General features: G+C 67.9%; 11 protein-coding genes. 4 read left to right on the top strand and 7 right to left on the bottom strand.

All coding sequences use genetic code 11. The features are described 5' to 3' along the window. The coding region (locus tag ACEQX1_RS19345; RefSeq protein WP_370194249.1) for a siroheme synthase at positions 1-940 on the bottom strand (940 nt) is incomplete at its 3' end. Between the two features lie 490 nt (positions 941-1,430). Between ACEQX1_RS19345 and fdxA the strand changes: the two genes are divergently transcribed. Next, the gene (gene fdxA, locus ACEQX1_RS19340; protein ID WP_009210793.1) at positions 1,431-1,769 is read left to right on the top strand and encodes a ferredoxin FdxA; all 339 of its coding nucleotides are present in this window, start codon (positions 1,431-1,433) and stop codon (positions 1,767-1,769) included. Positions 1,770-1,803: 34 nt separating this feature from the next. Here the strand turns inward: fdxA and ACEQX1_RS19335 are convergent, their stop codons facing one another. Together ACEQX1_RS19335 and ACEQX1_RS19330 are read right to left on the bottom strand one after the other, a co-directional pair. Beyond that, the gene (locus ACEQX1_RS19335) at positions 1,804-2,208 is read right to left on the bottom strand and encodes an RNA-binding S4 domain-containing protein (RefSeq protein ID WP_187391273.1); all 405 of its coding nucleotides are present in this window, start codon (positions 2,206-2,208) and stop codon (positions 1,804-1,806) included. A gap of 16 nt (positions 2,209-2,224) precedes the next feature. Further along, complete coding sequence (locus tag ACEQX1_RS19330) at positions 2,225-5,497, bottom strand: helicase-related protein (protein WP_370197434.1); 3,273 nt, start codon at positions 5,495-5,497, stop codon at positions 2,225-2,227. Positions 5,498-5,857: 360 nt separating this feature from the next. On the opposite strand from ACEQX1_RS19330, the gene ACEQX1_RS19325 reads away from it, so the two are divergent. Continuing rightward, positions 5,858-6,742, top strand: coding sequence for a DMT family transporter (locus tag ACEQX1_RS19325; protein ID WP_370194246.1), 885 nt, complete (start codon positions 5,858-5,860; stop codon positions 6,740-6,742). 10 nt (positions 6,743-6,752) lie between these two features. Here ACEQX1_RS19325 and ACEQX1_RS19320 read toward each other — a convergent pair whose 3' ends face one another. After that, entirely contained in the window at positions 6,753-7,724 is a 972-nt protein-coding gene (locus ACEQX1_RS19320) for a lytic transglycosylase domain-containing protein (RefSeq protein WP_370197432.1), read from the bottom strand. A 48-nt stretch (positions 7,725-7,772) separates the two neighbouring features. Continuing rightward, positions 7,773-9,047: a flavodoxin-dependent (E)-4-hydroxy-3-methylbut-2-enyl-diphosphate synthase gene (ispG, locus tag ACEQX1_RS19315; protein ID WP_370197430.1), complete on the bottom strand. Its 1,275-nt coding sequence runs from the start codon at positions 9,045-9,047 to the stop codon at positions 7,773-7,775. 131 nt (positions 9,048-9,178) lie between these two features. Between ispG and ACEQX1_RS19310 the strand changes: the two genes are divergently transcribed. Next, entirely contained in the window at positions 9,179-9,421 is a 243-nt protein-coding gene (locus ACEQX1_RS19310; RefSeq protein WP_370197428.1) for a DUF3309 domain-containing protein, read from the top strand. 91 nt (positions 9,422-9,512) lie between these two features. Beyond that, on the top strand, positions 9,513-9,671 hold the full coding sequence (locus ACEQX1_RS19305; protein WP_035694650.1) for a DUF3309 family protein: 159 nt from the start codon (positions 9,513-9,515) through the stop codon (positions 9,669-9,671). A gap of 42 nt (positions 9,672-9,713) precedes the next feature. On the opposite strand, the gene ACEQX1_RS19300 is transcribed toward ACEQX1_RS19305, so the two are convergent. Both ACEQX1_RS19300 and ACEQX1_RS19295 read right to left on the bottom strand, forming a co-directional pair. After that, a complete protein-coding gene (locus tag ACEQX1_RS19300) occupies positions 9,714-10,970 on the bottom strand; it encodes an MFS transporter (RefSeq protein WP_370197426.1) in 1,257 nt (418 codons plus the stop codon). A 51-nt stretch (positions 10,971-11,021) separates the two neighbouring features. Continuing rightward, a complete protein-coding gene (locus ACEQX1_RS19295; RefSeq protein ID WP_370197424.1) occupies positions 11,022-11,798 on the bottom strand; it encodes a DeoR/GlpR family DNA-binding transcription regulator in 777 nt (258 codons plus the stop codon). Positions 11,799-11,865: the final 67 nt, after the last annotated feature.

The raw sequence follows: 11,865 nt of genomic DNA, 5'->3' as shown, positions 1-11,865 counted from the left end.
CCGACACGTCGCCGGATTTCAGCCGCACCACGTGCTTGCCCGCCTTGGCGAAGCTGACCATCATGGCGTTGATGTCTTCCTGGCGGCAGCTGTCGCGGGCGGCGCGCTTGCCGACCAGCATGCGCCGTGCCTCGCGGCGGGCGAGCTCGAGGATCTCGTCGGAGACGAGGTCGTCGAACAGGATCACGTCGGCTGCCTGCAAAGCGCGAACCGCCTTCAGGGTCAGAAGCTCGGCCTCGCCGGGGCCCGCCCCGACCAGGGTGACGCGGCCGCCAGCCTGCGGCGAGCGCGCCAGATCGTCGATGAAGCCGCCCGCCGCCGCCTCGACCGCGGCATCCGGCGGCTTCGTCGTGAAGGCGCTGTCGGCGAAGCGTTCCCAGAAGGCGCGGCGCAGGGGCCCTGGCGAAAGCCGCTCCATTACCGCGCCGCGGACTTTGGCGGCCAAGGCCGCCCACTGGCTGAGCGCCGGCGGCAGCAGGGTCTCGATGCGGCGGCGGATCGCCTGGCCGAGGATCGGCGCGGCGCCGTCGGTGGAAATACCGATGACCACCGGCGAACGGTTGACGATCGTGCCGAAGCGGAAGTCGCAATAGGACGGCTTGTCGACGACATTGACCGGCACGCCGGCCGCCCGCGCGGCGCAGGCGAAGGCCTGGCCCTCGGCGAGGCTCTCTGTATCGCCGACGGCGATCGCCGCTCCGGCGAAGACATCGGTCGCCCAGGGCCGGTCTTGATGGACGATGACACCGGATTCCGGCGGCACGGCGAGAAGCTCGGCCATCTCCGCATCGATCCCGTCGGCCGGGACATAAAGATCGACATGGGCGCCCGTGGAGGCCAGAAGCTCGGCCTTCCATGCCGCACCCGGTCCGCCGCCGGCCATGACGACGCGCTTGCCCGCCAGATCGAAGAACACCGGCAGGCTCGCCAGCGGCCCCATGCGCTGCGAGCGCTGCCGCGCGCCATTGGCATCGGCCTCGTCGAGGCTGTCGTCGCTCACCAGAATCGGGCGCTCGGCCATGGATCCGTCCTCGGTCGTCCTACTCGTCACTCTCTTGTGACATAGCGTCCGAGGCGGTCACAGGGCGAGGCGTAATTTTGCGTCCCGGTGCGCCGAGCGGGATCGTCCTTCGCGCGAGGCCGACTTGCGGAGCATGGTCGTTCCGACGCGCGGCAAACCCGACCAACAGCCGCTGCAGAGCCACGTGCGCTCACGCAACGTCGCTTCATCTCCGGCTCACAGGCGGCCCTGCCGCCTTGATGGAAAACCATTCCCGGATCGCCGCGGTGACACGACATGCTTTGCTCTTGTCTGTCTTCAAGAGAGGGGTTACGTCGCCACGAGAGACGAGACACGCCGGCGATCGCCGTTGCGGCTCGCACGAATGACGGGGCCCTTCGTACGGGCCCGAACAGGCCAAGGATCAGACATGACCTATCTGGTGACCGACAATTGCATTCGCTGCAAGTACATGGATTGCGTCGAGGTCTGTCCGGTCGACTGCTTCTACGAAGGCGACAACATGCTCGTCATCCATCCGGATGAGTGCATCGATTGCGGCGTCTGCGAGCCGGAATGCCCCGCCGAGGCGATCAAGCCGGACACCGAGCCCAATCTCGACAAATGGCTGAAGATCAACACCGAATACGCCGAGAAATGGCCGAACATCACGATCAAGCGTGATGCGCCTGCGGACGCGGAAAAGTTCGACGGCGAAGACGGCAAGTTCGAGAAATACTTCTCGGCCGAGCCCGGCCAGGGCGACTAAGCTCTTTCAGCTTCCCGAAGACGGACATCGCCGGTCAGGCGCCGTCCCAGCGCAGGCGCTCGTGGGCGCGGCGCTCCTTCTTGGTCGGCGGCCGCGCCGAGGGCTGATAGCCCGGTGCGGCCTTGCCCTTGGCCGCTTCCTTCTGTTCCGCGATAGCTTCCCGCGTGGGTGACAGATCCTCGTAGAGGGTCGCCGCCTCGCTGGCCGGTCCGCGCCGTTCCCCCGGATCGACGATCTTCAGGACGAGGACATCGTCCCGGCGTGTGATCGTCAGCGTGTCGCCCGGGCGCACGGCCCGCGCAGCGTTGTCGGTCTTGTCGCCGTTGATGCGAACGCCGCCGGCCTGGACCAGCTTCTGGGCAAGGCTTCGCGACTTCACGACCCGCGCGAAGAACAGCCATTTGTCGATGCGCTGCCCCGCGGGTGCGGCCGGAGCCATCGGCTCCGCATGGCGCTTACTTGCCAAGCTTGTCCTTCAGCGCAGCGAGTTTGGCGAAGGGCGAATCGGGATCGATGCGCTGCGGGCGTGCCGGCTGCACGGGCGGCTTGCCCCCCTGCGGCTTGTCGAAGCGCCGGCCACGCTCGGGGCGATCACCCCGGCCCTTGCCGTCGCCCTTGTCGGCGCGATCGCCGCCATCGCGGCCCTTGCCGCGCGGGGCACCCTTCCCGAAGCGCGGCGCACGCTCCTCGCCCTCTCCGGCACCCTGCGGACCACGCCCACGACCGCGCTGGCCCTGGCCATGACGGGCACCGCCACGGCCGGCGCCGCGCTGCGGACGCCAGACCTGCACGAGCTTGGGCGCCTCGGGTTCGGCGGCCTCGCCGCCCTCGCCGGTGGCTGCATCGGCGGCTACGGCTTCGGTCGTTTCCGTCGCCGGTGTATCAGTGGACGTCTCGGCGGTTTCGGCCGGGGTTGCAGCGGCCTCGCCGTCGGTGGCTTCGCCAAGGGCAGCCGCAGCGGCCTTCCCGGCTTCGGCCAGACCACCGGTTTCGGTGGCTTCGGCCGGTGCGACCGGCGTGTCGGATGCCTCGGCGGCCTCGCCAGCATCTGCGGTTTCGGCTGCCGTCTCGACAGCCGGCATCTCGGGGGCAGCGGTATCGACCGCATCCGTGCCGGTGCCGGCCTCGTCCGCAGCTTCCACTGCCGGCTGCGGTGCATCCGAGGTCGCAGCCGCCTCGGCAGCCTTCCTGGCCGCTTCGGCGCGCGATGCCTCTTCGGCCGCGCGGCTCGCTTCGTCCAGCCGTGCGAGTTCGGCCTCGACCTTGGTCTGCTCGACCGGCTCGCCGCGATAACCGAGGCCCTTGAGAACCTCTTCCATGTCTTCCGAGGTCGCGCCGAGAATTGACATCATCCCCGGCGTGACGAGGAACTGCGAGCCGTCATAGGCGCCTTCGGGGCGCTTTCCGGTGCCCGGCTTCCAGCCGAGCGCCGGGCGGATCAGGTCGGCGAGGCGCTCCAGAATATCGACGCGCACGGCCCGGCGACCGAGCAGCCGGTAGCCGGCCAGTCCCCAGAACACCGGATCGAAGGAAGCATCGGCCACTGCGGAAGTCCGGCCGGTCGCCAGAAGATGGGTGACCTCGCCATAGCCCGGCTTGTCGCGGCCATCGTTGTGGATGGCCCAGAGCAGCGTCAGAAGGGCCGCCGGCGCGGGCTTGATCAGCGCCGGGACGAAGATGTGGTAGGCGCCGAAACGGACACCGCAGCGACGCAGGGCCGCGCGCGATTCCTGGTCGAGCGACCGCACGTCCTCGGAGATCTCACGACGCTGGATCAGGCCGTAATTCTCGTAGAGCCGGTAGGCGAGCCCCTTGGCGACGCCCTCCAGACCTTCGGATGCCTGCAGATCGAGCAGCGGCTTGAGGACCGTGGTGATCTGGTAGGTGACCGAACGCTCGGCCCGCGCCGCGACCTTGTCGCGCGCCACGCCGGTCAGCTGCTCGTCGGCAAGCAGCACCGTCTTCGGCTTCAGCGGATCGTCGCCGGCCGACAGCACCGCCACCGGTGCACCGAGCCAGCGCACGAGCCCGTCCGAGCCCAGCGCGATGTCGCCATTGGGTGAATTGGCGAAGCGTTCCGCCCGCTTCTCGAACTCGCCGGCCAACGCCTTCTGGGCGGCGGCACGCACCGCGCGGCCATCCGGCCCCTCGGCCTTGCCGTCGGGCGTGAACCTGAACCCCTGCAGCTCGCCTACCGGGTGGCCCTCGACCACTACCGTGCCGTCGCCGCCGATCTCAGCTTCCATGAACGCGTTCTCTCTCAGCCGCCTCATCAAGACGCTTGTCCTGCGGTCTACGAAGCGTTTCGTCAACCTGTCGTGAAGAGCGTCGGAAAGACGGTCCTCGATCTCGCGAGTCTTTTCCTGCCAGTGTGTCGGATCGGCCAGCCAGTCCGGACGGTGTGAAATATAGGTCCAGGTGCGGATTTCCGCGATCCGCTGGGACAGCGTATCGATGTCGCCCTCGGTGCGATCAGCACGCCGGACCTGGCTGGCCATATAGTCTTCGGCGACGTGGCCGTCCGACGCAAGGTCGGCATAGATGGTAGCGATGATCTCCGCATGCTGGGCCGGCGCGATGCGCCGATAGTCCGGCAGCTTGCAGGCTTCCCACAGGAGTTCGACCGCTGCCGGACTGGTGGCGCGATCCTTGACAGCCGGGTCGCGCGACAGGAATTCCAGCGCCCGCTGATCGACGGCCGGCAGCGCGCGGGCCAGGGCGTCGCTCGGCGGCGGCGCCTCCAGACTCTGCTTCAGCGCGTCGATCGAGGCGAAGTCGAATGCGCGGGAGCGCCATTGCAGCACCTTCACCGGCGCGAAGGAGTGCGCTTCCAGCGCTTCGGTGAGTTCCGGGGCCAGCGGATCGACCTTGCCGGTAACACCGAACGTGCCGTCGCGCAGATGCCGCCCGGCGCGGCCGGCGATCTGCCCGAACTCGGACGGCGTCAGCTGGCGGTACTGGAAACCGTCGAATTTCCAGTCCTGGGCGAAGGCGACGTGATCGACATCGAGGTTGAGGCCCATGCCGATCGCATCGGTGGCGATCAGGAAATCCACGTCGCCGGACTGGTAGAGTTCCACCTGGGCGTTGCGGGTGCGCGGCGACAGCGCGCCGAGAACGACGGCCGCCCCGCCCCGCTGGCGGCGGATCAGCTCGGCGATCGCATAGACCTCGTCGGCCGAGAAGGCGACGATGGCGGTGCGCCGCGGCAGGCGGGTGATCTTCTTGGACCCGGCATAGACGAGGTTCGACAGGCGCGGCCGCGTCGTCGCATGGGAGCCAGTCAGCAGCCGCTGCAGGACGCCCTGCATGGTCGATGAGCCGAGCAGCAGCGTCTCCTCGCGGCCACGGGCATGCAGGATGCGGTCGGTGAAGACGTGACCGCGCTCCAGGTCGCTGGCGAGTTGCACCTCGTCGATTGCGACGAAGGCGGTGTTCGGTGTGCGCGGCATCGCCTCGACGGTGCAGACCGAATAGCGCGCATTGGGCGGCTTGATCTTTTCCTCGCCGGTGATCAGCGCGACGGCGCCCACCCCGACGCGGTCGCAGACCTTCTGATAGACCTCGCGCGCCAAAAGGCGCAGCGGCAGGCCGATGGTCCCCGAGGAATGGGCGACCATGCGCTCGATGGCGAGATACGTCTTGCCGGTATTGGTCGGGCCGAGAACAGCGGTGACATTGGATCCGTCGAAACGGATGCTTTCTCGGGCGGGGCGATGGTCGGTCATGCGTCCCGCTCATGTGGGAAGATATATCGGTTGGAAAAGGTTCTGGCCCGATTCGCAAGGTCCGAGCGTCACTTAGCGGCCCGGTTCCGCCTGCCGGCAAAAAATCGTCCGACCGCGAAGTTTTTTTTCGGAACCCTTTCTGAGGTCCCGCATTCTTCAAGCACCCCCAAGCGATCATCCCCCTCGATCGCAAAGAAGCAGACGGAAAAAGGCAGCTCCCCCTCGCTGCCTTTTTTCGCGTCTGGGGTTCGCATCTTCCCTGCCCTGCCGAACGCGCAGAGATCTGCGAGAATTCGTTTGCATTGCGCCCGTGCCCTGGCCTAGCGACAGGTTCCCGCACCCCAGACGAAGCGTGCTCCCATGCAGGCCGGCATTCTCCTCGCCTTCGCGTCCTATTTTGCCTTTGCCTGCGGCGATGCCTCGCTGAAGGCGATCGGCGACCGGCTGCCGATCTTCGAGATCGGTTTCTTCGTCTCGATCTTCGCCCTGCTTCCGGCGCTCTTCACCAAGCGGCCCGAGGACAATTGGGGCAACGTCTTCGTGCCCAATCGCCCCGGTCTCGTGGCCCTGCGCATGGCCAGCGGCACGCTCGGCGGTATTCTCGGCGTCGTCGCCTTCACCAGCCTGCCGCTCGCCGAGGCCTATGCGCTGATCTTTCTCCTGCCGATCTTCGTCACCGTGTTCTCCTTCGTCGTCCTGAAGGAGCCGATCGGCTGGCGCCGCTGGCTGGCTGTGTTCGGCGGCCTCATCGGCGTGCTCCTCGTGGTGCGTCCCGGCTTCCGCGAGATCCTTCCCGGCCATTTCGCGGCCATCGGCGTCGCCATCTGCGGTGCGATCACCGTCATCGTCCTGCGCGTTCTCGGCCCTTCGGAACGGCGGATCACGCTGATCGGCGCCGTCCTGGTGGCGGCAATCGTGGTCAACGGCGTCTTGATGGTCCCGGACTTCGAGATCCCGGCCAACGATCTGTGGCCGATCATGATTCTTGGCGGGCTTTGCGCCGGCATGGGTCATCTGCTGATCGTCTTCGCCACCCGCCTCGCCCCGGCAGCGCGGGTCGCGCCGACGCAATACAGCCAGATCGTCTGGGCGACGATCATCGGCGCCAGCTTCTTCTCCGAGTTTCCCGACCTTATCGCGATCATCGGCATGGTGCTGGTGGCGGCCTCCGGTCTCTTCACCTTCGTGCGCGAGACCGAGCGCACCCGGTGGCCGAGCCGCGTGCCGCTGATCCGCAACCGGTAGAATATAGCCGTCAGTTCTTCAGGACGACGCAGGAACCGCCGGCCCCGCGCAACCGTCCGCACAGCGCGTCGGCTTCGCTGCGGGTCTCGGCGCCGATGCGCACCGCATAGATGCGCTGACGCGCGCCATTGCGGCCCCGGATCACGAGCGGGTCCCGGTCCTTCAGGATGGCTCCGAAGCGCGATTGCACCCGCCGGAACATCTTCATGGCGACGGCCTGCCGGGCATGGCCCGCGACCTGCACCCCCCAGGGCCGCATCGGCGCGCTCTCGACCCCGTCGAAGGCGGCAAAGACCGCACGGGTCTTCATGATCGGCAGCCGGGCACAGCTCTCGTCGAAATCCCGGTCCGCATCGAGCGGTCGCGGCTCCAGCTCGCGCCCGTCCTCGCGAAACCAGTCCGCCGGCCGAAAGGTGATGGCGTTGACGTAGTCCTCGGTTTCGTAGGGCAGCGATCCGCCGCTGACGAGCCAGCGCTTCACCCGGTTGATGCCGCCATTGTAGGCGGCGGCCGCAAGGCCCCAATTGCCGAGCTCGGCGCGCAGATCGGCCAGATAGAGGGCCGAATGCCGCAGCGCCTGCCTTGCATCATAGGGGTCGTCGAGACCGCGCTCCTTCGCCGTGTAGGGCATGAACTGGGCGATGCCGCGCGCCCCGACGGGCGAGACGGCGCCGGCATCGAAGCGGCTTTCCTTCCAGATCAGCCGCGCGAAGAAGTCCGGCGACATGCCGACCGCGTCGGCGTTGCGGGCGATCATGCCGCAGATCGCCGCGGCGGACAGGGGCTCGTCCGCGCTGGTGTCCGTCTCGTCCGCACGCTCGGAAAGATTGGGCGGGCTCGGGGGGAAAGCCAGTGCCGGCAGGACGATCGCGCCCTTGTCGGCGACCTGCGCCCCCGCGGCCGGGGCGAGTACGGCAAGCGCCAGCCCGCAGGCGGCGCCAACGCCCAGGGCGCGCCGCAGAACCGGCTTGGAGGTTGTCATCGCGCATGTCGCCATGGTCGGCAGGAATGCACAGGAAAGCCGAAAAGGCTACTCCGCCCCCTCGCCCGAACCGAAGCGGCGCTCGATATATTCCGCCACCATCACCTGGAAGTCGGCGGCGATGTCGGGGCCGCGCAGGGTCACGCTCTTCTTGCCGTCGACGAAGACCGGCGCGGCCGGCGTTTCGCCGGTCCCGGGCAACGAGATGCCGATGTCGGCATGCTTGGATTCGCCCGGTCCGTTGACGATGCAGCCCATCACCGCGACGTTCAGCGCCTCGACGCCCGGATATTTCTCGCGCCAGACCGGCATGTTGATGCGGATGTCGGACTGGATCTTCTGGGCCAGTTCCTGGAACACCGTCGAGGTCGTGCGGCCGCAGCCCGGACAGGCGGCGACGACCGGCAGGAACTGGCGGAAGCCCATGGTCTGCAGGAGCTCCTGCGCGACCTGCACCTCGCGGGTCCGGTCGCCGTTCGGCTCCGGCGTCAGCGAGACGCGGATCGTGTCGCCGATGCCTTCCTGCAGGAGAATGCCCATCGCCGCCGAGGACGCGACGATGCCCTTCGAGCCCATGCCCGCCTCGGTCAGGCCGAGATGCAGCGCGTGGTTGGTGCGCCGCGACAGGTCGCGATAGACGGCAATCAGATCCTGCACCTGGCTGACCTTGGCCGACAGGATGATACGGTCGCGGCCAAGGCCGATCTCCTCGGCCAGCTCCGCCGACAGCAGCGCCGACTGGATGATCGCCTCGCGCGTCACGGCCCGTGCCGAGCGCGGCTGCGGCAGATCGTTGTTGGCGTCCATCAGCCGGGTCAGCAATTCCTGGTCCAGCGAGCCCCAGTTGACGCCGATGCGCACCGGCTTGTCGTAGCGGATCGCGGTCTCGACGATGGCGCCGAACTGCCGGTCCTTCTTGTCCTTGAAGCCGACATTGCCGGGATTGATGCGATATTTCGCCAGGGCCTCGGCACAGGCCGGGTGATCGGCGAGCAGCTTGTGGCCGATATAGTGGAAGTCGCCGACCAGCGGCACGTCGACGCCCAGCCGGTCGAGGCGCTCGCGGACCTTCGGCACGGCCGCGGCGGATTCGTCGCGGTCGACGGTGATGCGGACGATCTCCGAACCGGCCTTGGCGAGCGCCGCCACCTGCGCGACCGTCGCGTCGATGTCGGCCGTGTCGGTGTTGGTCATCGACTGGACGACGACCGGCGCGCCCCCGCCGACCATGATGTTGCCGACACCCACGCCGACGGTGGATCGGCGCGGCGCCGGATCGGCGTCGATCGTGGCGGCCGGGTCGATCGGCGAATGAACGGTCATGGCAAGGCCTCGGGTGGATGTTCGCTGCCGTCGAGGTGGAGCCTTCGCGCCGGCTTGTCAATTCAGAGCGGGTCGCATGCGGGGCCGATCACGGGAACGGACTGTGCTTTCCCGGCAGCGCGACACGGGCCATGCCACCCTTGAAGCATGACGGCGTCCTGCCCTATGGCGATACCGGCAATCGCGCGAAGGAGCTTCCCATGTCCGTCGGATACGGCCCGATCATCGTCATCATCGCGTTCCTGCTCCTGATCGCGGCGATGCCGACATGGCCCTATTCCCGCCAATGGGGATACCGGCCGACCATGGTGCTAGCGATCATCTTCATGATGGTGGCCGTCTTCGTCGCCATCGGCGGGTTCGGTCCCGCCTGAGCGCCGATCGGCACGGCGCCGATACTGGGAACTGAAACCCGGTTCAAAGGTTTGTGATGGCAAGTCTCACGAACAATCAGGAACCAGTCCCATGAGTGTCGGCACGATCCTTCTCATCATCCTTATCCTGATCCTGGTCGGGGCGCTTCCGACCTGGGGCTATTCCGGCGGCTGGGGCTATGGCCCGTCGGGCATCGTCGGCGTGCTTCTGGTCATCCTGATCATCCTGCTGCTGCTCGGGAAGATCTGACCCACCATCCCCGAAGCTGTCCGGCTTCGGGGACCTCTCATTTCAGGACGGCGCCGGATCGGAGACTGCGACCGGCGCATCCACCGAGCGATCATCGGCGCCGGCCAGCAGCCCCGACATCGCCAGAATGATGACCAGCAGCCCCGACATGCCGAAGAAGACCACCGGAAAGCCGAGATGCTCGGCAATGAACCCGATGATCGACGGCGCGATCAGAATGCCCGAGTAGCCAAGCGTCGTCGCGATCGCGAGGCCGACCCCCGGCCGCAGCCCGGCGATGTTGCCCGCCGCCGAGAAGGTGACCGGCACGATGTTCGACAGTCCCACACCGAGCAGCGCGAAGCCGGCAATCGCCCAGCCGAGGCTCGGCGCCAGCCCGACGGCGCACAGGCCCCCGATCCCCGCCACGAGCGAGAGCCGCACGGTGCGCACCGCGCCCAGCCGGTCGCGGATGCCGTCACCGGCAAAGCGGAACACCGCCATCGCCGCCGAGAACGCCGCGAAGGCAAAGCCCGAACTGGAAATCGTGGCGCCCAGATCCTGGCGCAGATAGATCGCGCTCCAGTCAATCGCCGCGCCTTCGGGCACCATGGCAAACAGCGCCAGAATGCCGATGGCCAGCCCCTTGAGCAGCGCCGGCCGGTTGCGCCTCGCCGCGGCCCGGATGGCGCCGAGGTCGCCGGTGCCCTCGCTCGTCCCGGCCATGACCTGCCCGTCGTCGAACATGCTGCGGCGGACGGGCAGGATCAGGACAAACGTGATCGCGCCGATTGCCAGCGCATGGGCCGGCGCGCCGATCGCTTCGATCAGCGGCCCGCCTAATGCCGCGCCGACGAAGCCGCCGACCGACCAGAAGCCATGACAGGACGACATGATCGCCCGGCCGAGCCGGCGCTCGACGGCCACGGCATTGGCGTTGATCGCGACATCCATGCCGCCCATCATCGCGCCGAAGGCGAAAATGGCGATCGCGGCGAAGACCGGCGTCGGCGCCAGCACCAACAGCGGCAGCGCGAACGCGAGCAGTGCCTGGGTCACCAGAACCGGTCGCCGCGAACCGCGCGTCGCCAGAACGCCGCCGATGAGCGGCATGGCCGTAATCGCACCGAGACCCAGCACCAGGATGAACAGGCCGAGGGTGGATTCGCCGATCCCCAGACGCGCCGCGAGCACCGGCACCTGCGGGGTCCACGAGCCGAGAACGAGCCCGTTGACGAAGAAGGCCAGCGCCACGGCAATCCGCGTCGGCGGAAAGACGACCGTTTGCGGCGTGGGCGGCCGGGTCTGCGCTACGGACATGGGTGGCTCCAGCAACAGCGCCGCGGGTAGCGCAGCGAAGGGGATTTTCGGCTAGCGAATGGGCACACGGACGACATCGGTGCCCCCGTCGGCAAAGGCGGCGAGGATGGCCGGCTCGACATCGTCCTCGGTCACCATCCGGGTCATTTGCGACGCGGCAATGACCCGGAACGGCGCCACCGTGCCCAACTTGTCCGCCGTCGCGATCACCATGACGCTGCGTCCGGACAGGGCCATGCGCCGCTTGAACTCCGCCTCTTCCTGGCTGAAGGCGGTGACACCCTCGACCGGGTCGACGCCGCAGGCGCCCAGCACCACCAGATCCGGACACAGGCGCTCGGCGTCGCTGACCGCCTTGGCGCCGAGGCAGGCGCCGGTGTGGGCATCGAACTGTCCGCCGACAAGGACCACCCGCAGGCCTGGCGCCTCCGGCACGGCCAGCGCGACGGCCGGAGAATTGGTGACGATGGTGGCGCGCAAGTCCGGCGCGATCTGCCGCGCAAGCGCAATGTTGGTCGAGCCGGCATCGATGAAGATCGTGCCGTCACGCGGCAGGGTGCCCGCCGCGACCCTGGCAAGCCCTGCCTTTGCCGGACCTGCCTCGGCCTGCCGGCTGGCCAGCGGCGCGCCGCTGGGGGCAAGCGGCAAGGCCCCGCCATAGACGCGCTCGCAGAGCCCGGCCGCCGCCATTTCGCGCAAATCGCGACGGATCGTATCCTCCGAGACTGCAAATTCCCGCGCCATTGTGGCGGCGATCACCCGACCGTCACTGGCCAGCCGTTCGCGAATGGCGGCCTGGCGCTGTCCGGTCAGAAGGGACGTCGACATTCGCTGCGCCTTCCGCTTCATTCATGATGATGCACGTTTCTGCACGATTCAGCCGAAATTGTCAAGC

This window comes from Aurantimonas sp., assembly GCF_964217435.1.
GTDB lineage: Bacteria > Pseudomonadota > Alphaproteobacteria > Rhizobiales > Rhizobiaceae > Aurantimonas > Aurantimonas coralicida.
Note: the sequence above shows the minus strand (reverse complement) of the source record. Positions and strands in the feature narration are given on the sequence as shown.

Bases quoted from the DNA above. Each gene is read 5' to 3' on its own strand.
- ispG (WP_370197430.1), bottom strand. From the start codon at position 9,047: ATGACCGTTCATTCGCCGATCGACCCGGCCGCCACGATCGACGCCGAT.
- ACEQX1_RS19305 (WP_035694650.1), top strand. From the start codon at position 9,513: ATGAGTGTCGGCACGATCCTTCTCATCATCCTTATCCTGATCCTGGTC.
- fdxA (WP_009210793.1), top strand. From the start codon at position 1,431: ATGACCTATCTGGTGACCGACAATTGCATTCGCTGCAAGTACATGGAT.
- ACEQX1_RS19335 (WP_187391273.1), bottom strand. From the start codon at position 2,208: ATGGCTCCGGCCGCACCCGCGGGGCAGCGCATCGACAAATGGCTGTTC.
- ACEQX1_RS19330 (WP_370197434.1), bottom strand. From the start codon at position 5,497: ATGACCGACCATCGCCCCGCCCGAGAAAGCATCCGTTTCGACGGATCC.
- ACEQX1_RS19325 (WP_370194246.1), top strand. From the start codon at position 5,858: ATGCAGGCCGGCATTCTCCTCGCCTTCGCGTCCTATTTTGCCTTTGCC.
- ACEQX1_RS19310 (WP_370197428.1), top strand. From the start codon at position 9,179: ATGCCACCCTTGAAGCATGACGGCGTCCTGCCCTATGGCGATACCGGC.
- ACEQX1_RS19295 (WP_370197424.1), bottom strand. From the start codon at position 11,798: ATGTCGACGTCCCTTCTGACCGGACAGCGCCAGGCCGCCATTCGCGAA.
- ACEQX1_RS19300 (WP_370197426.1), bottom strand. From the start codon at position 10,970: ATGTCCGTAGCGCAGACCCGGCCGCCCACGCCGCAAACGGTCGTCTTT.
- ACEQX1_RS19320 (WP_370197432.1), bottom strand. From the start codon at position 7,724: ATGACAACCTCCAAGCCGGTTCTGCGGCGCGCCCTGGGCGTTGGCGCC.